Genomic DNA, 23,416 nt, shown 5'->3' on the forward strand with positions numbered 1-23,416 from the left:
TGCTGCCATGCTCCTCCGCAACACGCCCGTGACCGCCGATCCCCGAGGGGAGCGTTCCGTGTCCGACCCCGTCACCGTGCTCGACGACCTGTCCGCCGAGAGCGAGGAAGTCGATTCCCTCGTACGGGAGTTGAGTGCGGAGCGGTGGGCCGCGCCCACTCCGGCGGCCGGCTGGACGGTCGCCCACCAGATCGCGCACCTCGCCTGGACCGACCGGGCCGCGCTGCTCGCCGCCACCGACCCCGAGGCCTTCGCCGCCGAGGCCGCCGCCGCCCTCGCCTCGCCCGGCACCTTCGTCGACGAGGGCGCCGAGGAAGGCGCGGCCCTGCCGCCCGCCGAGCTCCTCGCGGGCTGGCGGGACGGCCGCGAACGGCTCCTGCGCGTCCTGCGCGAGGCCCCGCCCGGCGCCCGCTTCCCCTGGTACGGGCCCGCCATGAGCGCGGCCTCGCTCGCCACCGCCCGGCTCATGGAGACCTGGGCGCACGGCCAGGACGTCGCCGACGCGCTCGGCGTCGTCCGCGCGCCCACGGCGCGGCTGCGGCACGTGGCCTGGATCGGGCTGCGCGCCCGGGACTACGCCTATCTGGTCCGGGGACTCACCCCGCCCGCCGAGCCCTTCCGCCTCGAACTCGTCTCCCCCGAGGCCGAGGGGGAGCTGTGGACGTACGGCCCGGAGGACGCGACCCAGCTCGTCCGGGGCCCCGCACTCGACTTCTGCCTGCTCGTCACGCAGCGCGTCCACGTGGCGGACACCGCCCTCGTCCCGCTCGGCGCGGAGGCGGCCCACTGGCTCACGATCGCCCAGGCCTTCGCGGGCCCGGCGGGGCAGGGCCGCCCGCCGAAGGACGCGGCGGCGGACGCCCCGGGGGAGGACCGATGAGGACCCTCCGTATCGGCAACGCCTCCGGCTTCTACGGCGACCGCTTCGACGCGGTCCGGGAGATGCTGACGGGGGGTTCCGAAGAGGGGTCCCCCGCCGCCCTCGACGTCCTCACCGGGGACTACCTCGCCGAGCTGACCATGCTCATCCTCGGCCGCGACCTCCTCAAAGACCCCGCCACCGGCTACGCCAAGACCTTCCTGCGCCAGATGGAGGAGGGCCTCGGGCTCGCGCACGAGCGGGGGGTGCGGATCGTCGCCAATGCGGGCGGGCTCAACCCGGCGGGGCTCGCCGACGCGCTGCGCGCGCTGGCCGGGCGGCTCGGGATCCCGGCCCGGATCGCCCATGTCGAGGGCGACCGGCTGCCCGCCGGGGACGGCGTGCTCGCCGCCAACGCCTACCTCGGCGGGGCCGGCATCGCCGCCTGCCTCGACGCGGGCGCCGACGTCGTCGTCACCGGCCGGGTCACCGACGCCGCCCTGGTCACCGGGCCCGCGCAGTGGTTCTTCGGCTGGGGCCCCGAGGAGTACGACCGGCTCGCGGGCGCGGTCGTCGCCGGGCACGTCCTGGAGTGCGGCACCCAAGCCACCGGCGGCAACTACGCCTTCTTCACCGGCCACGACCCGAAGCTGCTGCGCCGCCCCGGCTTCCCCCTCGCCGAACTGCGCGAGGACGGCAGCGCGGTCGTCACCAAGCACCCCGGCACCGGTGGCGTCGTCGACACCGGGACCGTCACCGCGCAGCTTCTGTACGAGACGGGCGGCGCGCGGTACGCGGGCCCCGACGTCACCGCGCGGCTCGACACCGTACGGCTCACCCAGGAGGGCCCTGACAGGGTCCGGATCGACGGGGTGCGGGGCGAGGCGCCGCCCCCGACGCTCAAGGCGGGGCTCTGCCGGCTCGGCGGCTTCCGCAACGAGGTCGTCTTCGTGCTGACCGGGCTCGACATCGAGGCCAAGGCGGAACTGGTCCGGGCCCAGATCGAGGACGCCCTCGCGCACGGCCCGGCGCCCCGCCCCGCGCGAGTGCGCTGGGAACTGGCCCGTACCGACCGCGCGGACGCGGGCACCGAGGAGACGGCGAGCGCCCTGCTCCGGCTGGTCGTGCGCGACCGGGACCCGGAGGCCGTCGGCCGGTCCCTGTCAGGGGCGGCGATCGAACTGGCCCTCGCCAGCTACCCCGGCTTCCACGTGACCGCCCCGCCCGGGAAGGGTGCCCCCTACGGGGTCTTCGAGACGGCGTACGTCCCCGTCGGGGAGGTCCCGCACACGGCGGTGCTGCCCGACGGGACCCGCGTCGCCGTGCCCGTACCGCCGGAGAGCCGCGAGCTCGCGCCCGTACCGGCGCCGCCGCTGCCCGCGCCGCTCCCGCCCGGCCCCACGCGCCGGGGGCCGCTCGGCCTGGTCGCCGGGGCCCGCAGCGGCGACAAGGGCGGCGACGCGAACGTGGGCGTGTGGGTCAGGGACGACCGGGCCTGGCGCTGGCTCGCGCACACCCTCACCGTCGACCTCTTCAGGGAACTGCTCCCGGAGACACGGGAGTTGGCGGTCGAGCGACACGTCCTGCCCGGCCTCCGGGCCCTCAACTTCACCGTGACCGGACTGCTCGGCGAGGGCGTCGCCTCCCAGTCCCGCTTCGACCCCCAGGCCAAGGGCCTCGGCGAATGGCTCCGCTCCCGGCACGTGGACCTACCGGAGGAACTGCTGTGACCGTCCTCGATCCACGGGAGCCACTCGCATGACCGTCCTCGATCCACAGGAGGCACTCGTATGACCGTCCTAGCCTCCGCCCTCGACATCGGCGGCCCCGACTACGCGACGCACCGCTCCGCCATGCTGGAGAAGCTGGCCGGGCTCGACGCCGAGCACGCCAAGGCCTGCGCGGGCGGCGGTGAGAAGTACGTCGAGCGGCACCGCAAGCGCGGCAAGCTGCTGGCCCGGGAGCGGATCGAGCTGCTCGTCGACCCGGACACCCCGTTCCTTGAGCTGTCCCCGCTCGCAGCCTGGGGCAGCGACTACCCCCTGGGCGCCTCGCTCGTCACCGGCATCGGGGTGATCGAGGGCGTCGAGTGCCTGATCACCGCCAACGACCCGACCGTGCGCGGCGGCGCCTCCAACCCCTGGACGCTGAAGAAGGCGCTGCGGGCCAACGAGATCGCCTTCGCCAACCGGCTGCCGGTCGTCTCGCTCGTCGAGTCCGGCGGCGCGGACCTCCCCTCCCAGAAGGAGATCTTCATCCCCGGCGGGGCGCTCTTCCGCGACCTCACGCGCCTGTCCGCCGCCGGCATCCCCACGATCGCGGTCGTCTTCGGCAACTCGACGGCGGGCGGCGCGTACGTCCCCGGGATGTCCGACCACACCGTGATGATCAAGGAGCGGTCGAAGGTCTTCCTCGGCGGCCCGCCGCTGGTGAAGATGGCGACCGGCGAGGAGAGCGACGACGAGTCGCTCGGCGGGGCGGAGATGCACGCCCGGGTCTCCGGGCTCGCCGACCACTACGCCGTCGACGAGCCCGACGCCCTGCGCCAGGCCCGCCGGATCGTCGCCCGACTCAACCACCGCAAGGCGCACCCCGATCCGCTCCCGGCGGCGCCCCCGAAATACGCCGAGGACGAGCTGCTCGGCATCGTCCCCGGCGACCTGAAGACCCCGTTCGACCCGCGCGAGGTGATCGCCCGGATCGTCGACGGCTCGGAGTTCGACGAGTTCAAGCCGCTGTACGGGCCGAGCCTGGTGACGGGCTGGGCCGCGCTGCACGGCTACCCGGTCGGCGTCCTGGCCAACGCGCAGGGCGTGCTGTTCAGCGCCGAGTCGCAGAAGGCGGCGCAGTTCATCCAGCTCGCCAACCAGCGCGACATCCCGCTCCTCTTCCTGCACAACACCACCGGCTACATGGTCGGCAAGGAGTACGAGCAGGGCGGCATCATCAAGCACGGCGCCATGATGATCAACGCGGTGTCCAACTCGAAGGTCCCGCACCTCTCGGTCCTCATGGGCGCCTCGTACGGCGCCGGGCACTACGGCATGTGCGGGCGGGCCTATGACCCGCGCTTCCTCTTCGCCTGGCCGAGCGCCAAGTCGGCCGTCATGGGCCCGCAGCAGCTCGCGGGCGTCCTCTCCATCGTGGCGCGCGCCTCGGCGGAGGCGAAGGGGCAGCCGTACGACGAGGAGCAGGACGCCGGGATGCGCGCCTTCGTCGAGGCGCAGATCGAGGCGGAGTCGCTGCCGATGTTCCTCTCGGGACGGTTGTACGACGACGGGGTCATCGACCCGCGCGACACCCGCACCGTCCTGGGGCTCTGCCTCTCCGCGATCCACAACGCACCGGTCGAGGGCGCGCGTGGCGGCTTCGGCGTCTTCCGAATGTGAGGCCTCTCGTGATGACGACTGTTCTGGTGGCGAACCGGGGCGAGATCGCCTGCCGGGTCTTCCGCACCTGCCGTGAGCTGGGCATCGCGACCGTCGCCGTGTACTCCGACGCGGACGCCGACGCCCTGCACGTACGGGAGGCGGACGCGGCCGTACGGCTGCCGGGGGCGACGCCCTCGGAGACGTATCTGCGCGGCGACCTGGTGGTGAAGGCGGCGCTCGCGGCGGGCGCGGACGCGGTGCACCCGGGGTACGGATTCCTCTCCGAGAACGCGGAGTTCGCCCGTGCGGTGACCGAGGCGGGCCTGCGGTGGATCGGCCCGCCGCCCGCCGCGATCGAGGCGATGGCCTCCAAGACCCGCGCCAAGGAACTCCTCGGCGTCCCGCCGCTCGCGGCCGCCGAGGTCACCGCGGCCGACCTGCCCGTCCTGGTGAAGGCGGCGGCGGGGGGCGGCGGGCGCGGCATGCGCGTCGTACGCGAACTGGCAGCTCTGGAGGGCGAGTTGTCTGCCGCCTCCGCCGAGGCGCTGAGCGCCTTCGGGGACGGCGAGGTGTTCGTCGAGCCGTACGTGGAGGACGGCCGGCACGTCGAGGTGCAGATCCTCGCCGACGCGCACGGCACGGTCTGGACGCTCGGCACCCGCGACTGCTCCCTCCAGCGCCGCCACCAGAAGGTCATCGAGGAGTCCCCGGCCCCCGGCCTCCCGGCGGACCTGCTCGACTCCCTGTACGCCGCCTCCGCGTCCGCCGCGAAGTCCGTGGGCTACGTGGGCGCGGGCACGGTCGAGTTCCTGGTCGCGGACGGCCGCGCGCACTTCCTGGAGATGAACACCCGCCTTCAGGTGGAGCACCCGGTGACGGAGGAGGTCCACGGCGTCAACCTGGTCGCGCTCCAGTTGGCGGTGGCGGAGGGGGAGGCGCTCCCGCCGGAGGCGCCCGCGCCCAGGGGGCACGCCATTGAGGCGCGCCTCTATGCGGAGGACCCGGCGGGCGGCTGGACGCCGCAGGCGGGGGTGTTGCATGCGCTGGAATTCGGGGAGGCGGCCGGGGCGGCAGGGGTGCCGGGGGTGCCTGGCGCCGCTTTCGGAGCACACGGGACGCCCGGAGCACACGGGACGCCCGGAGCACACGGGACGCCCGGGACGCCCGGGGTGCCCGGGGTGCCCGGGGTGCCCGGGGCGCACAGGGCGCCCGAGACGCCCGAGACGCCCGGGACACCCAGGACGCCCTGGACTCCCGGCGTCTCCCCGGGCGGGGCCCCGCCCCGTACCCGGGTCCGCGTCGACACCGGCTACGTCTCCGGCGACACCGTCGGCGTCCACTACGACGCCATGCTCGCGAAGATCGTCGTCCACGCCCCCACCCGCGCCGAGGCCGCCCGCAGGCTGGCCCACGTCCTGGAGCGGGCCCGCGTGCACGGCCCGGCGACCAACCGGGACCTGCTCGTCGCCTCCCTGCGGCACCCGGACTTCGCCGACCCGGCCCGCCTCGGCACCGGCTTCTACGAGCGGCACCTGGCCGCGCTGACCGAGCCGCCCGCCGGGGAGGACCGGGCCGCCGTGGCCGCCGCGCTCGCGACGGCGGCGCGTGGGCGGAGCCGCTTCGGCGGCGGCTGGCGCAATGTGCGCTCGCGGGACGAGATCCGTACGTACGAGGGGCACGGCAGCCACGAGGTCCGCTACCGCCCGACCCGTACCGGCGGCTACGAGGTGACGTCCCCGCCCGGGATCCGCGCGGTGGCCGTGGCCCCCGACCGGGTGAGCCTCGAAGTCGACGGCGTCGTACGCCACTTCGAGGTCGCCCGCCACGGCGACGCCACGTACTTCGTCGGCCGCCACCGCCTCACCGAGGCCCCCCGCTTCCCCGACCCGCGCGAGCAGACCGCCCCCGGCTCCCTGCTCGCCCCGATGCCCGGCACCGTCGTCCGGGTCGCCGAGGGCCTCGTGGTCGGCGACCGGGTCGAGGCCGGGCAGCCCCTGCTCTGGCTGGAGGCGATGAAGATGGAGCACCGGGTTACCGCGCCCGCCTCCGGCACGCTCACCGCGCTGCACGCCGCCCCCGGCCGCCAGGTCGAGGTGGGCGCCCTGCTCGCGGTCGTACAGCCCGTTCCGACGGAAGCCCAGGAGGAGAAGCCCGCATGAGCAGCAGCAACAGCAGTAACAGCACCAACAGCAGCAGCATCATCGAGTCCCCGGAGCACACCGCGCTCCGCGCCGCCGTCGCCGCCCTCGGCCGCCGGCACGGCCCCGGCTTCGACCGGGCGACCCTGTGGGCGGAGGCGGGCAAGCTGGGCTACCTGGGCGTCAACCTGCCCGAGGAGTACGGCGGCGGGGGCGGCGGCATGGCCGAGCTGTCGATCGTCCTGGAGGAGGCGGGCGCGGCCGGCGCGCCGCTCCTGATGATGGTGGTCTCGCCGGCCATCTGCGGCACGGTGATCGCCCGCTTCGGCACCGAGGAGCAGAAGCGCGCCTGGTTGCCGGGCCTGGCCGACGGCAGCCGCACGATGGCCTTCGGCATCACCGAGCCGGACGCGGGTTCGAACTCGCACCGGATCACCACCACCGCGACCCGCACGGAGGACGGCTGGGTCCTGAACGGCCGCAAGGTCTTCGTCTCGGGCGTCGACATCGCCGACGCGACCCTGATCGTAGGCCGCACGTCGGACGCGCGCACGGGCACCCTGAAGGCCTGCCTGTTCATCGTCCCGCGCGACGCCCCGGGCTTCGGACGCCGCCAGATCGAGATGGAACTGGCGGCGGACGAGAAGCAGTTCGAGCTCACGCTCGACGACGTGCACCTCCCCGCCGACGCGCTCGTGGGCGACGAGGACGCGGGCCTGCTCCAGCTCTTCGCGGGGCTGAACCCGGAGCGGATCATGACGGCCGCGTTCGCGATCGGCATGGGCCGGTACGCGCTCGGGCAGGCGGTGAGGTACGCCAAGGAGCGCCAGGTCTGGAAGACCCCGATCGGCGCCCACCAGGCCATCGCGCACCCCCTGGCGCAGGCCCACATCGAACTCGAACTGGCCGCCCTGATGATGCGCAAGGCCGCCGCGCTCTACGACGCGGGCGACGACATGGGCGCGGGCGAGGCGGCGAACATGGCCAAGTACGCGGCGGCGGAGGCCTGTGTCCGGGCCGTCGACCAGTCGGTCCACACCCTGGGCGGCAACGGCCTCACCAAGGAGTTCGGCCTGGCCCGCCTGATCACGGCCGCCCGGGTGGCCCGAATCGCCCCGGTGAGCCGCGAGATGATCCTCAACTTCGTGTCCCACCAGTCACTGGGCCTGCCGAAGTCGTACTGACGGACGTATGACACGGAAGGTGGCTGCGCGGTGCGATGCGGACGGGCGCGTCCACGACGTCCTTCCCGTCCGGGGAGAACACCCGCGCCCGCAGCCCGATCCGCCCGCCCACCAGAAAATCATGCATGCGTGCTTGATTGTTTCCCCCGCTGCTGCGAAGGTCTCCCCAACTCCGTACCGCACAAGTGATCCTGTCGCGACTACCCACCGACCAGGGAGCCACGCACGCATGGTGTTCCACAGCGAGTTCGCGGATGTTCCGGCAGTCTCCCTCCCCATCCATGACGCCGTCCTCGGCCGGGCCGCCGCGTTCGGTGAGCTGCCCGCGCTGGTGGACGGGGCGGGGGAGCTGACGCTCACGTACGGGCAGGTCGATGGCTTTCATCGGCGGATCGCCGCCGGGCTCGCCGAGGTGGGGGTGCGGAAGGGGGATGTGGTGGCGTTGCACAGTCCCAACACCGTGCTGTTCCCCGTCGCCTTCTTCGCCGCCACGCGCGCCGGCGCCGCCGTCACCACCGTGCATCCGCTGGCCACGGCTGAGGAGTTCGCCAAGCAGCTGTGCGACTCCTCCGCGCGGTGGATCGTCACCGTGTCGCCGCTGCTCGCGACCGCTCGCGCGGCGGCCGAACTCGCGGGTGGTGTCGAGGAGATCTTCGTCTGCGACACCGCCGAGGACTGCCGCTCGCTCCAGTCGTTCCTGGGCTCCAGCGCGCCCGAGCCGGTCCTGGACGTCGACCCGGACGAGGACCTCGCCGTCCTCCCGTACTCCTCCGGCACCACCGGCGTCCCCAAGGGCGTGATGCTCACCCACGCCTCCGTCGCCACCAACCTGGCCCAGCTCGAACCGCTGATGCCGATGGGGCCGGGGGACCGGATATTGGCCGTTTTGCCCTTTTTTCATGTGTACGGGCTTACGGCTCTGATGAACGCTCCTCTGCGGCTCGGCGCCACCGTCGTCGTGCTGCCCCGCTTCGAGCTCGACGGCTTTCTCGCCGCCATCGAGAAGCACCGGATCAACGCCCTGTACGTCGCCCCGCCGATCGTCCTCGCCCTCGCCAAGCACCCGGCGGTCGCCGACTACGACCTGTCCTCCCTGCGCTACATCGTCTGCTCCGCCGCCCCGCTGGACGCGGCCCTCGCCGACGCCTGCTCGGCCCGGCTCGGGCTGCCGCCGATCCGCCAGGCGTACGGCATGACGGAGATGTCCCCGGCCACCCACCTCGTCCCGCTCACCGCCGAGAACCCCCCGCCCGGCACTGTCGGCAAGCTGCTGCCGTCGACCGAGATGCGGCTCGTCCCGCTCGACGACCCCGGGCGGGACGCCGCACCGGGGGAGGAGGGCGAGATCGTCTTCCGCGGGCCGCAGGTCATGAAGGGGTACCTCGGGCGGCCCGACGCCACCGCCGCCATGATCGACGAGGCGGGCTGGCTGCACACCGGGGACATCGGGCGGGTCGACGAGGACGGGTGGCTGTACGTCGTCGACCGGGTCAAGGAGCTCATCAAGTACAAGGGGTTCCAGGTCGCCCCGGCCGAGCTTGAGGCTCTGCTGCTCACCCACGAGGGCATCGCCGACGCGGCGGTCATCGGGGTCCCGGACGAGGACGGCAGCGAGATCCCCAAGGCGTTCGTCGTGCGCCAGCCGGCCGAGGCCGCGAAGGAGCTCACCGCCGACGACGTCATCGCCTACGTGGCCGAGCGGGTCTCCCCGTACAAGAAGATCCGCCGGGTGGAGTTCATCCAGACCGTGCCGAGGGCAGCGTCGGGGAAGATCCTCCGCCGAGAACTGCGCGAGCCGCGAGAACCGAGGGACCGCACATGAGCCTGCTCACCGTCACCACCGACCGGGGCGTCACCACGCTCGCCCTCGACTCCCCGTCCACGCGCAACGCGCTCTCGGCCGCCCTGGTCGCCGAACTCTCCGACGCGCTCGGCGCCTGCGCCAAGGACCCGGCGGTACGGGCGGTCGTGCTCACCCACACCGGCTCCACCTTCAGCGCGGGCGCCGACCTGAAGGCCCCGCCCGGCCCGTACGCCTTCGTCGACCTGCTGCGACAGATAGTGGAGCTCCCCAAACCGGTCGTCGGCGTCGTCGACGGCCACGCCCGCGCGGGAGGCCTCGGTCTGCTCGGCGCCTGCGACATCGTGGTGGCCTCGGCCGCCTCGGACTTCGCGCTGACCGAGGTACGCATCGGGGTCGCGCCCGCCGTGATCTCGCTGACCCTGCTCCCCAAACTGGACCACCGCGCGGCCGCCCGCCACTACCTGACCGGCGAGCGCTTCGGGACGGACGAGGCCCGCGCGATGGGCCTGGTGACGGCGCCCGCCGACGCGCTCGACGACATCCTCGACGGCCTGCGCGCCGCCTCCCCGCAGGGGCTGCGCGCCTCGAAGCGGCTGGTCACGGCTAAAGTCCTGGAAGCCTTCGAGCGGGACGCGGAGGAGCTGGTCCAGCTGTCCGCGTCGCTGTTCGCCTCGGCCGAGGCACGCGAAGGGATGACGGCCTTCCTCGAACGACGGGACCCAGCATGGCGGCTCTGACCGGCCCGAAGCAGGACAGGAGCCGCGCCACCCGGCAGCGGCTCCTGGAGGCCGCGGTCTCCTGCCTCGCCGAACACGGCTGGGCGGGCTCCACCGTCGCGGTCGTCGCCGAACGCGCCGGCGTCTCGCGCGGCGCCGCCCAGCACCACTTCCCCACCCGGGAGGATTTGTTCACGGCGGCCGTCGAGTACGTCGCCGAGGAACGCTCCCAGGCCCTGCGCGAGCTCCCCGCCGTCGGCCGCCACGAGGCCGTCGCCGCCCTGGTCGGCCTCTTCACGGGACCCCTCTTCCGCGCCGCCCTCCACCTGTGGGTGGCCGCCGCCGACGAGGACCAGCTGCGCGCCCGCGTCACCGAACTCGAAGCCCGCGTGGGCCGCGAGTCCCACCGCATCGCCGTGGAACTCCTCGGCGCCGACGAGTCCCGCCCCGGCGTCCGCGAATCCGTCCAGGGCCTCCTCGACATGGCCCGCGGCCTGGGCCTCGCCACCCTCCTCACCGACGACCGCGCCCGCCGGGAGCGGGTGGTGGCCCAGTGGGCGCGGCTGCTGGACGAGGCCCTGGGCTGAACCCCGGAGCGCCGGGGCTCAGCTCCCGGTGGCCGGGATCGTCGCGCAGACCGTCCGTGCCGCGAGCACCGCGCAGGCCGTCGCGTCCTCGGGGCGGGCCACCGGCAGCATCGTGGTGTGCGCGTCCCGCCCGCTGATCTGCGTGTACTCGCGCTTGCGGCCCGCCTGGTCGCCGATCCGGGCGACATCGCCCTGCGTGGTGTTGCTGATCTTGGCCCAGGCCGCCCGGCACTTGGCGCTGTAGCGGAGCTCGATGCCGATCACGGGGTCCGTGTCGACGTACGCGGTGATGGCGTCCGTGCTGCACACCGTGTGCTTGGGTTCGAGACCGAAGCACGTCTCGGCCTCGCAGGAGGCGAGCTCGCCGGTCGGGAGCGGCTCCGACGCCGGGACGGTGGGGGCCGTCGCCCCCGCGCCCTTCGCGCCCCCGGAGTCCGCCGCGCGCTCCCACGGGGCGGTGAGCCACAGCGTCCCGCCCACGAGGAGCGCGAGGACGGCCGCGACTCCGGTCAGGAGGAGACGGCGTACGGGTACGGGGTCTTCCTCCGGCAGCGGTACGGGCACGGGCGCGGCCCCCTCCGCCGGCGCCTCCCCGGGCGTCGCCCGGAGCCGCTGCTGCTGGGCCGTGCGCTCCCGGTTGGCCCGCTCCCGGGTGGCCCGCTCCCAGAGGGCGAGGGCCACCGCGAGGTCCTCCTCGGGGCGTCCGAAGACGGCGTGGAGCGCGCGGACCACGTCCTCGCGGGCGATCTGCGGCTTCGCGGGATCCAGGTAGCGCGACAGGGTCGCCTGGGTGAGGTCGATGCCGCGCTGTCTGAGCAGACCGACGAGGACGTCCTGCTTCCGGACCCGCTCCTCGCTCTGCCACCACTGCCGCAGCAGCGCCGATAACGCGGCCCCCTCGTTCACCTGATCGGGTTGCCCCACGGGCTCCACCATCGTCTTCCCCTATTCATGCAGGAACGCGAAACAGCAGGTCAGGGCCGTGTATTGACCGTGCATCAGCGATGTATCGGACGACCCCCAGCGCAGGGTAGAGGCTCCCCGCCCCACCGGTGCAACCTTTGAGCAGCGGTCGGCGACAGCGCCACCGCACCTCCCTCCCCCTCCGCCCCCACGGGCCGCGCCGCCGTGCCACGGCGTGCCGCCGCGTACCCGGAACAGGGCGGAACGGGGGAGACGACACCCGAGGAGACCACTGTGAACAGCCCGCTCTTCCGTGCTCTCGTGACCGCCGCGCTCAGCGGCGCACTGCTCGCCCCCGCCGCCGCCACCTCCTACGCCACCTCCTACGCCGACACGGTCACCGTCACCGCCGGACGGACCGCCGCCGCCGTTGCCGCCCCCGCCTCGTGGCCGGCGCTCCGGCAGGGGTCGCGGGGCGTGGACGTCGCCACCCTGCAGGACCTGCTCGCGGCGGCCGGCCGCACGGTGACGGCGGACGGGGTTTTCGGTCCCGCCACCACCCGGGCGCTCAAGGCCTTCCAGACGTCCCGGCGGCTGCCCGCGGACGGCGTCGTCGGCTCGCGCACCTGGACCGCCCTCGTCGTCCCCCTGCGGCCCGGCGCCAAGGGCCGCGCGGTGAAGGCGCTCCAGCGGCAGCTCGCCCAGGAGGGCCACCGGGTCGCCCTGGACGGGGTCTTCGGCGCCGGTACGGGCGCCGCGCTGCGGGCCGCCCAGCGCGCCCACGGCCTGCCCGCCGACGGGGTCGCCGGTGCCCGCACCTGGGCCGCGCTCGTCATGGCGCCGAGCGCCCCGGCGCCCGGCCGGCCCGGCGACGTGTCCGCGCTGCGCAAGCGGATCGTGGCCACCGCCCGGGGCCAGGTGGGCGTCGCCGAGCCGAACGGCTGCCGCGTCTACCTGAAGGACTGCGCCCGTACGGCCTGGTGCGCCGCGTTCGTCTCGTGGACGTGGCGCAGGGCCGGGGTCCCGGCGGCGTCCGTGCCGAAGACCCTCGTGGCGCGGGAGGTCGGCCTGTGGGGCGTCCGCAACGGCCTCTTCCACCGCTCGAACCCGAAGCCCGGCGACATCGTCGTGTGGGGCCCGCCCGCCGCGCGGACCGGCGGCCACGTGGCGATCGTCGTCGCCGTCCACGCCAACGGGCGCATCGACACGGTCGACGGCAACTACCGGAGCCGGGTGACCCTCCGCACGCAGATCGACCCGCGCACCGCGATCACCCGCGGGCACCGGATCTCCGGCTACGTCAGCCCGCGCGGCGCGTGACCGCCCGCCGCGCCACGCACCGCACGCCGCCATCCCACCCGTACGACATCACCCCACAAGGAGTTCCCATGCGTAAGTCCTCCCGGCTCGCCGCCGGCACCCTGATCAGCCTCGGCCTCGGCCTCGTCCTCGGTGTCACCGGCACCCCGCTGGCGACGGCGACTCCGACGACCGCCCAGGCCGCCCCGGCGGCCGTGTCGGCCCCCGCCCCCGCCCTCTCCGCCTCCCCCGCCTCCTCCGTCTACTACACCCCCGCCCAGGCCACGGCGAAGCTGCGCGCGGCCGGCATCACGTGGCGGTCCAGTGGCGGGTGCAGCGACAAGTACACGCGGGGCTGCACCAGCTTCCAGGGCATCCGGAAGACGACCATCGACGGCGTGGTCGCGCTGAAGCGGGCCAGCGGGAGCCGGATCGTCATCACGGGCGCGGCGGAGGTCCCGCCGCACACGACCCGGGGCACGTACACGCACGGCAAGGGCTACAAGGTGGACGTGGCCCTGGACGCCCGGCTCAACCGCTACATCACGAGCCACGCCCGTCGGATCAGCTCCACCCGCTGGGCCGCGGGCGACGTCGTCTACTTCAAGGAGAGCAACCACTGGGACATCACCTACAAGGGCGGCCGCACGGGCCCGGCCACCCCGGCGAACCGCGCCTGGCCCACCCTGCGGCCCGGCTCCCAGGGGCAGGCCGTGAGCACCGCCCAGCGGCTGCTGCGGGCCTCGGGCGCCCGGATCGGCGTCGACGGGCGGTACGGGCCGGCCACGGCGCAGGCGGTCAAGGTCTTCCAGCGCGCCCACCGGCTCACGGCGGACGGCGTCCTCGGCGCCGCCACCTGGCAGCGGCTCGCCCCCACGCTCCGCGCCGGGGCGAACGGCGAGGCCGTCAAGGCCCTCCAGGAGCAGTTGCGCCGCCACGGCGCCCGGATCGCGGCGGACGGCCGGTACAGCGCCGGGACCACGGCCGCCGTACGCGCCTTCCAGCGCGGCCACGGCCTCACCGCCGACGGCGTGACGGGCCCGACGACCTGGAACAGGCTCGTCGCCTGAACCCGTGACCCCGTGACCCCGTGAACCATGGGCCCCGTCCGCTCCGGCGGACGGGGCCCACCCGCGCCCGGCGGCACAGACCGTACGCCGATCGATTTCACCCTGTTTATGACACTCTGATACAGGTCAGGAGGTTATGCCGGATGGACGAGGCCGCACTAAGGGCACTGCGACGGCGCTGGAGCGGGGCGGTCGCCGATTCGCCGATCACGCTGCCGCTGGCCACCATGCTGGGCATCGCGATCGTGGACTCGGCGACGGGGCCGGAGTACAACCTGCTCCCCGTCTACGCGGCCGGCCCCGCGATCGCCTCCGCCCGCGGCGGCGTGCGCCACGTCCTCGCCATGGGCGTCGTCGCCGTCGGCCTCTGCCTCCTGTTCGCCTTGAAGGCCGGCCGCTTCGGCGAACTGCGCATGACGGTCGCCTTGGCCGCCATCGCCTACGTCACCTTCGCGTCCACCTGCGCGGCGCGGGCACGCCTCACCGTCGAACGCCGCCTCGTCGATGTCCGCGAGGTGGCCCGCACCCTGGAGGACGTGCTCTTCACTCCGCTCCCGTCCCGGATCGGCCCCGTCCGCATCAGCGCCTCCTACGTCTCCGCCAGCCGCTCCACCCGTGTCGGAGGAGACCTCTACGATGTCGAACCCTGCCCCGACGGCCTGCGCCTGGTCATCGCCGACGTCCAGGGCAAGGGCCTGGAGACCGTGCGCTGCGCCTCCGTCGTCCTCACGGCCTTCCGCGAAGCCGCTCCCTCGGCCCGGACCCTGGCCGACGTCGGCCGCCGCATCGAGGCGGCCCTGGAACGCCGGACCGACGGCCAGCGCTTCGTGACGGGCATCCTCGCCGAGATCGGCCCGGACGGCAGCCTCCTCGTCTACAACCACGGCCACCCCCCGCCGCTGCTGCTCACCCGGGACGGCAGGACCACACCGGTCGAATCCGACGACACGGGTCCCCCGTTCGGACTCGCGGTGCTCACCGGCGCCGGTGACCTCCCCGACAGCGTCACCCGCCTCACCCTCGGCAGCGGCGACAGGCTCTTCTTCTACACCGACGGCCTCAGCGAGGCCCGCGACTCCCACGGACGCTTCTACCCGGTGGCCGAGCGGGTGGCGCCCCTGCTCGCGGGCGGCCCGCCCGAGGACGCGCTCGACCGGATCCGCGAGGACGTCACCGCCTTCACCGGCAGGCCGCCCGACGACGACTCCGCACTGCTCCTGATGGAATTCGAGGGCCGGCCGGCGGAGGCGGTTCCCCCTCGCACCGGCGACTGACCATCCGCCCACGCCGCCCCCGTGACGCCGCCCACACCCATCCCCACCCCCGCGCCCCCGCAGTACGCTGGTCGCATGCTTTCGCTCGTACGTCGCCGCCACGTGGATCTGCTCCGCGTCGCGAGCATGGGCTGTCCGGGTCGTTCCTGACCTCAGGCCCCACCCCCCTCGCCCGGTACGGAACGGACGCGACGCGGCACGATCTGCCGCGCTCCACGCTCCCCGGGCGCCGTACACCCCCGCGGACGCACACCATGAGTTACACCTCGCAGCTCCCCATCGTCGACCTCTCCGCCGCCGACCGAGGCCCGCAGGCCCGTCGGCTGCTGCACGCGCAGCTTCACTCCGCCGCCCATGACGTGGGTTTCTTCCAGCTCGTCGGGCACGGCGTGACCGAGGCCGAGACGCGGGCGCTGACCGGCGCCATGCGGGCCTTCTTCGCGTTGCCGGAGGCGGACCGGCTCGCCCTGGACACCACCAACTCGCCGCACTTCCGCGGCTACACCCGGATCGGCGACGAGCGCACCGGCGGCGCCCGCGACTGGCGGGACCAGCTGGACATCGGGGCCGAGCGGCCCGCGCACGTGCCGGGCCCGCACGAGGCCCCGTACTGGTGGCTCCAGGGCCCCAACCAGTGGCCCGAGGCCCTGCCCGAGCTGCGGCTCGCGGCGCTGAACTGGGTCGAGCGGCTGAGCGGCGTGGCCGAGCGGCTGCTGCGCGAGCTCCTCGCGTCGATCGGTGCCGCGCCCGACTTCTACGCCGACGCGTTCGGCCCGCGCGCCCACCCGCATCTGAAGCTGGTCCGCTACCCGGGCAGCAGCGGCGAGGGCGACGACCAGGGCGTGGGCGCGCACAAGGACTACGGCTTCCTGACGCTGCTGCTCCAGGACCAGGTGGGCGGGCTCCAGGTGGAGCGGGAGGACGGGGTCTTCCACGAGGTGCCGCCGCTGCCGGGGGCGTTCGTGGTCAACCTGGGCGAGCTCCTGGAGGTGGCGACGGACGGGTATCTGGTCGCCACCAACCACCGGGTGGTGTCGCCGCCCGGGGCGACGGAACGGTTCTCCGTGCCCTTCTTCTACAACCCGCGGCTCGACGCCCGGATCGCCCCGCTCTCGTTCCCGTACGCGGCGGCGGCGCCCGGAATCACGACCGACCCGGCGAACCCGCTGTTCGCCGAGTACGGCCGTAACGAGCTGAAGGGCAAGCTGCGCGCCCACCCGCTGGCGGCGGCCCGCCACCACGCGGACCTGCTGTTGGCCCAGGATCAGCCGGCGATGTCCTCGTAACCCTCGATCTGGCGCGGGTCCCGCTGGCCGGGGCCCGTGTACAGCGCGGACGGGCGGACGAGCCGTCCGGTGCGCTTCTGCTCCAGGATGTGCGCCGACCAGCCGGCCGTGCGGGCGCAGGTGAACATCGAGGTGAACATGTGCGCCGGCACCTCGGCGAAGTCCAGGACGATGGCCGCCCAGAACTCGACGTTGGTGGCGAGGACGCGGTCGGGGCGCCGGTTGTGCAGCTCCTCAAGGGCGGCCTTCTCCAGCGCGGCGGCCACCTCGTAACGCGGCGCGTCGAGCTCCTTGGCCGTGCGGCGCAGGACGCGGGCGCGCGGGTCCTCGGCGCGGTAGACGCGGTGGCCGAAGCCCATGAGCCGCTCGCCCTTGTCGAGGGCCTGCTTCACGTACGCGGTGGCGTCGCCGGTGCGCTCGATCTCCTCGATCATGCCGAGCACGCGGGAGGGCGCGCCGCCGTGCAGCGGGCCGGACATGGCGCCGACGGCACCCGAGAGGGCCGCGGCGACGTCGGCGCCGGTGGAGGCGATGACGCGGGCGGTGAAGGTGGAGGCGTTCATGCCGTGCTCGGCGGCGGACGTCCAGTAGGCGTCGACGGCCTTGACGTGCTTGGGGTCGGGCTCGCCGCGCCAGCGGACCATGAAGCGCTCGACGACGGTCTCGGCCTTGTCGATCTCGCTCTGCGGGACCATCGGCAGGCCCTGGCCGCGGGCGGACTGGGCGACGTACGAGAGGGCCATGACGGCGGCGCGGGCGAGGTCGTCGCGGGCCTGCTCGGCGGAGATGTCCAGAAGCGGTTTCAGGCCCCAGACCGGCGCGAGCATGGCGAGCGCGGACTGCACGTCGACGCGGATGTCGCCGGAGTGCACCGGGATGGGGAACGGCTCGGCGGCGGGCAGGCCGGGGTTGAACGCGCCGTCGACCAGCAGGCCCCAGACGTTGCCGAAGGAGACGTGACCGACCAGGTCCTCGATGTCGACCCCGCGGTAGCGCAGCGCGCCGCCCTCCTTGTCGGGCTCGGCGATCTCCGTCTCGAACGCGACGACTCCTTCGAGCCCGGGTACGAAGTCAGACATGAGGCGGCTCCTCTATAGCGATGTGTGCGACGCATGCGCTGTGCGGGCGGATGCATGGCTGCCTGATCGATGATCAATCATTCCGTCGGGCCGGTTGGCGGGACGCAACAGTGATCCAGCGCATGAGTCTGTACGGTTCCGATGATGCGGGGAAGCGTGACATCCGGCACACTGCGCCGAACCGGCGATGAAGGATTAGCGGCCCGTGGTGCCGGGCAGACTCGGGCGCTACGGCAGGATGGCCCCGTGACCGACGCTCTCGATCCCGCCGACATGCGCGAGCAGTACCGCACCATGGAGTTGACCGTGGCGGACCTCGCACCCGAACCGATCGGACAGTTCGCGCGCTGGTTCAAGGAGACCACCGCCACCCCGGCGATCCACGAGCCGAACGCGATGATCGTCTCCACCGCCACCCCCGACGGCCGCCCGTCCTCGCGCACCGTGCTGCTCAAGCACTACGACCACGCGGGCTTCGTGTTCTTCACCAACTACGGCTCCCGCAAGGGCCGGGAGCTGGCGGACAACCCGTACGTCTCGCTGCTCTTCCCCTGGCACCCGATGGCCCGCCAGGTCATCGTCACCGGCCGCGCGGCCCGCGTCGGGCGCGACGAGACGGTGGCGTACTTCCGCACCCGCCCGCACGGCTCGCAGCTCGGCGCGTGGGCCAGCCACCAGTCGACGGTGATCGGCTCGCGGGCCGAACTGCTCGCCCGGTACGAGGAGCTGGCCGCCCGCTACCCGGAGGGCGAGCAGGTGCCGGTGCCGCCGGAGTGGGGCGGCATCAGGGTCGTACCGGAGACGGTGGAGTTCTGGCAGGGGCACGAGAACCGCTTGCACGACCGCCTGCGGTACGTACGCGAGGACGACGGCTCGTGGCAGGTTGACCGCCTGTCGCCGTGAGGCCCAGGGGGTCGGGAGCGCAGACGACCCGTGGGCCTTGGTCCCGTCCGCTGCAGTTCGGACGGGAGCCGGCCGGACTGACCGGCGGCCCACGGGTCGGGTGACTGCGATGTCGTCGGCAGAAGGCCTGCCGAGGTGCACAAGAGTGCGACGGCAGGCCTTAGCCCGCAGTCACCTCACGAGTCCGAAAAGAAACCATGTTTCCGGATCACCTCCTTTCACGTGTGCCCTCACCTTAGGAAGGCCCGCGCGGCCGCTCAACCTATTTTCGGGAAGGGGCTGTGTCCTGGGTCACGTTTCCAGTTGAATGAGGCAGGGGGTGTCGGATGAGTGCTTCGACGGGGTCTGCCAGCGACACGGCGCGGGTGCCGGGGGTGCCGGGCGCGGACCTGCTGGCCGCCCTGCTCGACGGGATGGACGCGGCGCTGTGCGCCCTGGACGCCGACGGGACCGTGACCCACTGGAACCGTGAGGCCGAGCGGATCCTCGGCTGGTCGCCCGCGGAGGCCGTGGGGCGGCGCGGCTTCGACGGCTGGGCGGCCCGGAGCGCCGACGCCGAGGAGACCCTGGCCCGGCTGATGCGGGCGATGACCGCGCCCGGCCGCCAGGTGCACGAGTTCGCGCTGCTGCGCAAGGACGGCGGGCGGGTCCTGGTCCGCACCCAGACGACGGGCGTGCGCGCGGCCGACGGCGGCCCCGCGGGGGTGTACTGCGCGTTCAGCGAGGTGCACGTCCAGGTCGACCTGGAACGCTCGCTCGCCCTCAGCGAGGCCCTGTTCGCGGACGCGTCCTGGGGCGTCGTCCTGGTCGACGTGGACCTGCGCCCGGCGGTGGTCAACGCCTACGCGGCCCGCGCCCTTGGCACCACCCGCACCACGCTCCTCGGCCGCCCCTTGGGCGAGGTCGTCACCCAGGGCGTCGACCAGCTCGAAGCCGCCCTCCAGCACGCCCTGGCGGCGGGCGCGTCGCCCGAACCGGCCGACCTGTGGGTGACACTGCGCGGCCCGCGCGGGGAGCGCCGCCGCTGCTGGCGCTCCTGCTTCGTGCGGCTCTTCTCCCCGCTCGCCGAGGAGCCGGAGCCGGTCCCGCTGGGCGTCGGCTGGCTCTTCCAGGACGTCACGGAGGCGCGCCTCGCCGCCCAGGACGCGGACCGGCTCCGCTTCCGCTGGAGCCAGCTGCACCGCGCGGGCGTCGCGGCGGCGGAGTGCGAGGACCCGACGGAGGCGGCGACGGTCCTGCTCGACTTCGCCCTGGCGGGCTTCGCCGACCACGTCCTGATCGACCGCGTCCTCCCCGACGGCCGCCTGTTCCGCGCCCTGGCGACCCCGCCCGACGCCCCCGGCCCGGTCACCCCCACCCCGACCGCCGGCATCCCCCTCCCGTACCCCCCGTCCCACCCCGCCCTCCAGGCCCTGACCCGCCCGACCCCGACCCCGGCAACGGCCACCCCCGACACCCCCACCTGGTCCACCGACCACCTCTGGCCCCCCACCATGACCCACGCCCTCTGCGTCCCCCTCCGCACCAGAGCCACCACCCTGGGCATCGCGACCTTCCTCCGCTCCCCGTCCCGTCCCCCCTTCGAACGCGACGACGCGGTGTACGCGGAGACGGTGGCGGGCCGCGTGGCGGCGGCACTGGGCGGCAACTGACGCCCTGTCGCCCTCCCCGGCGGGACTGTCGGTCGCCTGTGCGATCATCGCGGCACATCTGAACCGCACATCTGAACCGCACATCTGCTTGATACCGCTCCGGGGGGAACGGGAATGTCCCGACCTTCGTGTACGGCGCCCAGAACCGGGCCGTACACCGCTCTGCTCACCCGTCTCATCACTCTCACCACACTCGTCACCGTGCTCGCCCTGCTGGTCCCCGTCTTCCCGACGGGAGTCGCGTGGGCGGCGGACGCTCCGGCCGGCGAGGACTGCGCGGTCGTGCCCGTGAACGCCTACGGCTCCGCGCCGACGGCCACGGAGACGGTCGACACCTGCAAGGAGTTCACCGCGCCGGCCACGGGCCCGTACGACGTGTTCGGCGTCGTGCCGTCGGACTCGCGACGCGTCCGTCTCGCCGTCTACGACACGGCGGGCACGGTCGTGTGCGCCACGGAGGGCGAGTGCCGCCTGGCGGCCGACAGCACCTACCGCGTGGCCACCGGCGACTCGACGCTGATCCTCGACCGGTCCTCGACGCAGGGCTGTGTCGCGGCCGATCCCGGCGCGCTCAAGGGCACGATCGCGGCGGGCGGCGGGATCGACTGCCTGACGCTGTCCCTGCCCGAGGGCGCCCACGTGGAGGCCCTCACGCCACGCGGGTCCAGCACCACGGCGGAGGTCGTGGACGGAACGGGCACGCGTATCTGCGAGGCGGGCGCTCTGGCCGCCACCACCTGCGAGCTGACCGGTCCCGCCCCGCACCGGGTGCTGGTCTCCACCGGTTCCTCCTACGCGCCGGCCGGCCCGTACCACCTGGCCCTCTACCGCACGGACGTGCCCAACGACTGCCCGGTCGTCCCGGTCGGTGACTTCACGGCGTCGACCGCCAAGGCGGCGGTCCTGGGCGCGGCGGACGAGTTCGCGCACTGCTTCACGATCCCCGCCGACGACAAGCCGAGGCGCGAGTACGTCCGGACCGAGGCCGGCGACGGCGAATGGGTCTCATCGGGCCCGAGCCACGGTTTTCCCTCCAGATACTCCTGGGCCGAGCACTCGGTCCTGGACGCCAAGGGGGTGCGGGTCTGCGTCACGGCCTGCGTGCTCGCACCGGGCACGGCCTACACCGTGCTCGTCCGCACCGAGCTGTCCGACGACTTCAATGTCGTACGCCGCGACCTCACCGGCGCGGCGCCCGGCTGCGCGGTGCAGCCCGCGACGGCGGTGGGCGGTCCCGCGCCGGAGGCGGCGCTGGGCATCTCGGGCTCGGCCGGCTGCCGCCTGGTGACCACCGAGGACGCGGGCGACGTGGTGTACCTCGGCCTGCGCGGCGACTACGGGGCGGGAGCCACCGCGATCGACGAGGCGGGCCGGACGACGTCCTGCGCGGACGGCTGCAACGTCACCGGTTCCACCCGCTACGCGGTCGTCGTCTTCGCCCCGTTGCACAACCCGTCACGCACCTACCGTCTCGACGCGATGCGGATCGCGACCCCGGCCGGCCCGGCTCCCGAGTGCGTGCGGGTGCTGAACCTCCGCGACGGATACAGGCGCTCGGGGACCCTGGACGAGGAGCGCACGGCGGTCTGCGCCGTGCTGCCCACCGTGACGGGCGACGACTTCTGGACGCGCGTGAGGGACCCCGAGGGGACGGCGACCACGGCCGTTCCCTCGCTCTGGGACACCGGCCTGAAGAACACGTGCGGCAACACCGTGCGGGGCTACCACTGTGCGATCGGAGCGGGGGCCGCGCCCGGGGTGCCCTCCCCGACCATCCTGATGCTCGGCATGCCCGAGTTCGGATCCAGTGCGCCGTACCAGGCCGAGGTCACCTGCGACACGGACAGGATCCCGAAGCGCGTCTGCGGCGGGGTGCCGGTGTCGGTCTCGTCGGTCTCCCCGGCGTCCGCCCCGCGCGGCTCGCTGGCGACCCTCACCGTGCACGGCACCTCGCTGAGCATCCGGGACAGCGTCGTTCTGACCAAGGACAGGAAGACACTGACGGCCACCAACGTCGCGCGCGCTCCCGACGGCCGGTCCCTCACCGTGACGGTGGGCCTGAGCGCCGTCGCTCTCGGTGACTGGAAGGTGGAGGTCCACACGGGCGGCAGGCTGTCCACGACCCCCACGTTCACGTTCACGGTCACGCCGCCGACCTCCGGCCTCGGCAGCTACGTACCGCTCGGCCCCACGCGGCTGATGGACACCCGGTACGGCACCGGCGACGTGCCACGGGCCAAGGTGGGCCCCGGCGGCACGGTCACCGTCCAGGTGACGAACCGGAAGGAGATCCCCTTCAAGGGGGTCAGCGCGGTCGTTCTCAACGTCACGGCGACCGGCCCCACCGCCGCCGGTTTCGTCTCCGTCCATCCCCACGGCACGGCCCGCACCTCCGCCTCGAACCTGAACTTCAAGGCGGGTCAGACCATCTCGAACCTGGTGGTCGTGCCGGTGGTCGACGGCGCGGTGACCTTCTACAACAAGGCGGGCTCCGTCGACCTGATCGCCGACGTGGCCGGCTACTACGTCACGGACGGCACGGGAGCCACGTACAAGCCCGTGACGCCCGCCCGGCTGATGGACACGCGGGCCGGGCTCGGCGTGCCGAAGGCGAGGCTCGGGTCGCGGGAGTGGGTCACGCTCAAGGTGGCCGGCACCGGCGGCCTGCCCGCCACCGGGGTCACGGCCGTGGTGCTGAACGTGACGGCGACGGCGCCGACCGCGGCCGGCTTCGTCTCGGTCCGACCGGGGGGCAGCGGCGATTCCTCCACGTCGAGCGTGAACTTCACCGCCGGGCAGACGATCCCGAACCTCGTGGTGGTGCCCGTCTCGGACACCGGTGAGGTGAGGTTCTACAACCACAACGGATCCGTGGACCTGATCGCGGACGTGGCCGGCTACTACACGATGGACGCCACGGGCTCCGCGTACCGGCCGATGACCCCCACCCGCCTCATGGACACCCGCGCGGGCCTCGGCGTCGCCAAGGCCAAGGTCGGGGCCGGGGCGACCGTCACGCTCGACGTGGCGGGCAAGGGCGGGATTCCGGCGGTGGGGGTGACGGCCGTCGTGCTCAATGTGACGGCGGTGGCGCCGTCCGCGGCCGGGTTCGTCTCCGTGTTCCCGGGCGGGACCGTGCGGACCTCCGCTTCGAACCTGAACTTCACCGCCGGGACGACCATCCCCAACCTGGTCGTGGTGCCCGTGGTGAACGGGAAGGTGAGTTTCTACAACCACGCGGGGTCCGTGGACCTGCTGGCCGATGTCGCCGGGTACTACGTCTCGTAGGAC

General features: G+C 73.6%; 18 protein-coding genes. 16 read left to right on the forward strand and 2 right to left on the reverse strand.

What is annotated here, in order from left to right; translation table 11 throughout:
- Positions 1–58: 58 nt before the first annotated feature.
- The 8 genes from ABTZ54_RS04235 to ABTZ54_RS04270 all read left to right on the forward strand — a co-directional run bounded on the left by ABTZ54_RS04235 (position 59) and on the right by ABTZ54_RS04270 (position 10,659).
- Positions 59–880 (forward strand): TIGR03084 family metal-binding protein, encoded by an 822-nt coding sequence (locus ABTZ54_RS04235; RefSeq protein ID WP_351657022.1) that lies wholly within the window; start codon positions 59–61, stop codon positions 878–880.
- Positions 877–2,589: an acyclic terpene utilization AtuA family protein gene (locus ABTZ54_RS04240; protein ID WP_351657024.1), complete on the forward strand. Its 1,713-nt coding sequence runs from the start codon at positions 877–879 to the stop codon at positions 2,587–2,589. Before ABTZ54_RS04235 ends, ABTZ54_RS04240 begins: the two co-directional genes overlap by 4 nt.
- A 60-nt stretch (positions 2,590–2,649) precedes the next feature.
- Positions 2,650–4,248: an acyl-CoA carboxylase subunit beta gene (locus ABTZ54_RS04245; protein WP_351657026.1), complete on the forward strand. Its 1,599-nt coding sequence runs from the start codon at positions 2,650–2,652 to the stop codon at positions 4,246–4,248.
- An 8-nt stretch (positions 4,249–4,256) separates the two neighbouring features.
- Complete coding sequence (locus ABTZ54_RS04250; protein ID WP_351657028.1) at positions 4,257–6,389, forward strand: ATP-binding protein; 2,133 nt, start codon at positions 4,257–4,259, stop codon at positions 6,387–6,389.
- A complete protein-coding gene (locus tag ABTZ54_RS04255) occupies positions 6,386–7,552 on the forward strand; it encodes an acyl-CoA dehydrogenase family protein (RefSeq protein WP_351657030.1) in 1,167 nt (388 codons plus the stop codon). The genes ABTZ54_RS04250 and ABTZ54_RS04255 overlap by 4 nt, the downstream gene beginning before the upstream one ends.
- 229 nt (positions 7,553–7,781) lie before the next feature.
- Entirely contained in the window at positions 7,782–9,374 is a 1,593-nt protein-coding gene (locus ABTZ54_RS04260; protein WP_351657032.1) for a 4-coumarate--CoA ligase family protein, read from the forward strand.
- Entirely contained in the window at positions 9,371–10,093 is a 723-nt protein-coding gene (locus ABTZ54_RS04265) for an enoyl-CoA hydratase family protein (RefSeq protein ID WP_351657034.1), read from the forward strand. Before ABTZ54_RS04260 ends, ABTZ54_RS04265 begins: the two co-directional genes overlap by 4 nt.
- Positions 10,081–10,659 carry a TetR/AcrR family transcriptional regulator gene (locus ABTZ54_RS04270; protein WP_351657036.1) on the forward strand — a complete coding sequence of 193 codons (579 nt, stop codon included), beginning with the start codon at positions 10,081–10,083 and terminating at the stop codon, positions 10,657–10,659. Before ABTZ54_RS04265 ends, ABTZ54_RS04270 begins: the two co-directional genes overlap by 13 nt.
- A gap of 18 nt (positions 10,660–10,677) precedes the next feature.
- Here ABTZ54_RS04270 and ABTZ54_RS04275 read toward each other — a convergent pair whose 3' ends face one another.
- Positions 10,678–11,583 (reverse strand): DUF2690 domain-containing protein, encoded by a 906-nt coding sequence (locus tag ABTZ54_RS04275; RefSeq protein ID WP_351657037.1) that lies wholly within the window; start codon positions 11,581–11,583, stop codon positions 10,678–10,680.
- Positions 11,584–11,856: 273 nt separating this feature from the next.
- On the opposite strand from ABTZ54_RS04275, the gene ABTZ54_RS04280 reads away from it, so the two are divergent.
- The 5 genes from ABTZ54_RS04280 (at position 11,857) to ABTZ54_RS04300 (ending at position 16,491) form a co-directional block, all read left to right on the forward strand.
- Positions 11,857–12,882, forward strand: a complete 1,026-nt coding sequence (locus tag ABTZ54_RS04280; RefSeq protein ID WP_351657039.1) for a peptidoglycan-binding protein — start codon at positions 11,857–11,859, stop codon at positions 12,880–12,882.
- 68 nt (positions 12,883–12,950) lie between these two features.
- Complete coding sequence (locus tag ABTZ54_RS04285; RefSeq protein ID WP_351657041.1) at positions 12,951–13,931, forward strand: peptidoglycan-binding domain-containing protein; 981 nt, start codon at positions 12,951–12,953, stop codon at positions 13,929–13,931.
- 143 nt (positions 13,932–14,074) lie between these two features.
- Positions 14,075–15,205, forward strand: a complete 1,131-nt coding sequence (locus tag ABTZ54_RS04290) for a PP2C family protein-serine/threonine phosphatase (protein WP_351657042.1) — start codon at positions 14,075–14,077, stop codon at positions 15,203–15,205.
- A 75-nt stretch (positions 15,206–15,280) separates the two neighbouring features.
- Positions 15,281–15,355 (forward strand): putative leader peptide, encoded by a 75-nt coding sequence (locus ABTZ54_RS04295; protein ID WP_351657734.1) that lies wholly within the window; start codon positions 15,281–15,283, stop codon positions 15,353–15,355.
- A 104-nt stretch (positions 15,356–15,459) separates the two neighbouring features.
- On the forward strand, positions 15,460–16,491 hold the full coding sequence (locus tag ABTZ54_RS04300; RefSeq protein WP_351657044.1) for an isopenicillin N synthase family dioxygenase: 1,032 nt from the start codon (positions 15,460–15,462) through the stop codon (positions 16,489–16,491).
- Here the strand turns inward: ABTZ54_RS04300 and ABTZ54_RS04305 are convergent.
- Positions 16,470–17,570, reverse strand: coding sequence for a citrate synthase 2 (locus ABTZ54_RS04305; RefSeq protein ID WP_351657046.1), 1,101 nt, complete (start codon positions 17,568–17,570; stop codon positions 16,470–16,472). The genes ABTZ54_RS04300 and ABTZ54_RS04305 overlap by 22 nt on opposite strands.
- 273 nt (positions 17,571–17,843) lie before the next feature.
- On the opposite strand from ABTZ54_RS04305, the gene pdxH reads away from it, so the two are divergent.
- The 3 genes from pdxH (at position 17,844) to ABTZ54_RS04320 (ending at position 23,413) form a co-directional block, all read left to right on the forward strand.
- Complete coding sequence (gene pdxH, locus ABTZ54_RS04310) at positions 17,844–18,473, forward strand: pyridoxamine 5'-phosphate oxidase (protein WP_351657737.1); 630 nt, start codon at positions 17,844–17,846, stop codon at positions 18,471–18,473.
- Positions 18,474–18,799: 326 nt separating this feature from the next.
- The gene (locus ABTZ54_RS04315; RefSeq protein WP_351657048.1) at positions 18,800–20,125 is read left to right on the forward strand and encodes a PAS domain-containing protein; all 1,326 of its coding nucleotides are present in this window, start codon (positions 18,800–18,802) and stop codon (positions 20,123–20,125) included.
- 114 nt (positions 20,126–20,239) lie between these two features.
- The gene (locus tag ABTZ54_RS04320) at positions 20,240–23,413 is read left to right on the forward strand and encodes a hypothetical protein (RefSeq protein WP_351657050.1); all 3,174 of its coding nucleotides are present in this window, start codon (positions 20,240–20,242) and stop codon (positions 23,411–23,413) included.
- Positions 23,414–23,416: the final 3 nt, after the last annotated feature.

Source organism: Streptomyces sp. NPDC094032, assembly GCF_040303965.1.
Lineage (GTDB): Bacteria > Actinomycetota > Actinomycetes > Streptomycetales > Streptomycetaceae > Streptomyces.

Excerpts from the sequence above, each read along its gene's own strand:
- ABTZ54_RS04305 (WP_351657046.1), bottom strand. The coding sequence starts at position 17,570 with ATGTCTGACTTCGTACCCGGGCTCGAAGGAGTCGTCGCGTTCGAGACG.
- ABTZ54_RS04255 (WP_351657030.1), top strand. The coding sequence starts at position 6,386 with ATGAGCAGCAGCAACAGCAGTAACAGCACCAACAGCAGCAGCATCATC.
- ABTZ54_RS04285 (WP_351657041.1), top strand. The coding sequence starts at position 12,951 with ATGCGTAAGTCCTCCCGGCTCGCCGCCGGCACCCTGATCAGCCTCGGC.
- ABTZ54_RS04320 (WP_351657050.1), top strand. The coding sequence starts at position 20,240 with ATGTCCCGACCTTCGTGTACGGCGCCCAGAACCGGGCCGTACACCGCT.
- ABTZ54_RS04265 (WP_351657034.1), top strand. The coding sequence starts at position 9,371 with ATGAGCCTGCTCACCGTCACCACCGACCGGGGCGTCACCACGCTCGCC.
- ABTZ54_RS04270 (WP_351657036.1), top strand. The coding sequence starts at position 10,081 with ATGGCGGCTCTGACCGGCCCGAAGCAGGACAGGAGCCGCGCCACCCGG.
- ABTZ54_RS04240 (WP_351657024.1), top strand. The coding sequence starts at position 877 with ATGAGGACCCTCCGTATCGGCAACGCCTCCGGCTTCTACGGCGACCGC.
- ABTZ54_RS04315 (WP_351657048.1), top strand. The coding sequence starts at position 18,800 with ATGAGTGCTTCGACGGGGTCTGCCAGCGACACGGCGCGGGTGCCGGGG.
- ABTZ54_RS04245 (WP_351657026.1), top strand. The coding sequence starts at position 2,650 with ATGACCGTCCTAGCCTCCGCCCTCGACATCGGCGGCCCCGACTACGCG.
- ABTZ54_RS04300 (WP_351657044.1), top strand. The coding sequence starts at position 15,460 with ATGAGTTACACCTCGCAGCTCCCCATCGTCGACCTCTCCGCCGCCGAC.
- pdxH (WP_351657737.1), top strand. The coding sequence starts at position 17,844 with ATGCGCGAGCAGTACCGCACCATGGAGTTGACCGTGGCGGACCTCGCA.
- ABTZ54_RS04260 (WP_351657032.1), top strand. The coding sequence starts at position 7,782 with ATGGTGTTCCACAGCGAGTTCGCGGATGTTCCGGCAGTCTCCCTCCCC.
- ABTZ54_RS04290 (WP_351657042.1), top strand. The coding sequence starts at position 14,075 with ATGGACGAGGCCGCACTAAGGGCACTGCGACGGCGCTGGAGCGGGGCG.